Origin of the sequence: Microcoleus sp. OTE_8_concoct_300 (genome assembly GCF_031383065.1) — a bacterium.
Lineage (GTDB): Bacteria > Cyanobacteriota > Cyanobacteriia > Cyanobacteriales > Microcoleaceae > Microcoleus.
On record NZ_JANMZH010000648.1, the window covers coordinates 1 to 1,063 of the forward strand.

The 1,063-nt window shown below is 41.8% G+C and carries 1 protein-coding gene; it reads right to left on the reverse strand.

Annotated elements, in window-relative coordinates; translation table 11 throughout:
* Positions 1-225: DUF4347 domain-containing protein (locus ACUVJL_RS29225; protein ID WP_445249052.1), on the reverse strand; the 225-nt coding region annotated here is incomplete at its 3' end.
* Positions 226-1,063 lie beyond the last annotated feature (838 nt).

Below are 1,063 nucleotides of genomic sequence, written 5' to 3' on the forward strand. Positions count from 1 at the left end.
GAGTTGCAAGCTGCCGGGAGCACCGTGAGAAACTATGTGGATGCTGTCTATATTGGTACGATCGCCTAAAATTTGAGTAATTTGGTCGATCGCATCCCGGTTCCCATCCAAAACGACTACTTCCGTACCCGGTTTTACCCCGGCCATCAAACTTTGATAATTTTCTACTTTAGTATCTATAAAGGCGATCGCACTTCCTGAAACTTGATTATTTAAATTTGGCATACTGCACCTACTGATAGCTAAAAAAAGACAATAATTTCCCTATTTCGCGACTTGCATCCGAAACTATTCCTGAAGGTTGTGCTAACACTAACAGTATTTTCAGATAATATATGTAAATTTTTATTTAAAAATACCTTTTTAATTAAAGTTTTGATGAAGATGGGGAAATTTATTAAGTAATATTGCGAAGGAGCCAGCGCGAGATGGATGACATAACAAAAAAAATCAATAGCAAGTGTGATTATACTGAAATATTAAGAGCGGGATTTTTGATACAGATGTGCCAGGGGCGGGTTTATTCAGGACTACGTAACTGGCACATAGGTAGGGTGTCCCGGAACCCAAAAACCTGTTGAAATTGAAATAATCAATATAGTTTTCAGCAAGGGTGGGGGCGGGTTTACGAGATTATTGGTCTTAGGCACTGATGGTTGGTAAAACCCGCCCCTACAAGTTATATCATGTCCGGTCGATTACCCTGATTCAAGTAGGGGCCCGTGTGACAAAAATATTAGCCAAAAACGGACAATCTCACAAACGGGCCCCGGCAATTGTATTATGGGCGAGCGATCGGACATGATATCACAGCTAAAGTCCTCAGTCGAGGACTGTTTGATGAGGTTGTTTTCAGCAAGGGTGGGGGCCGGTTTACGAAATTATTGGTCTTAGGCACTGATGGTTGGTAAAACCCGCCCCTACAAGTTATTCGTTAGAATCTTTAAGGGCGATCGCAAATGAAATGCACAAGGGCGATCGGGGACTTTATTTCTGAGCTAATATTGCATCGTAATCGCTATGAGTCCCTATCCAAAACCAGACAATACCTTCGGGTTTCTCA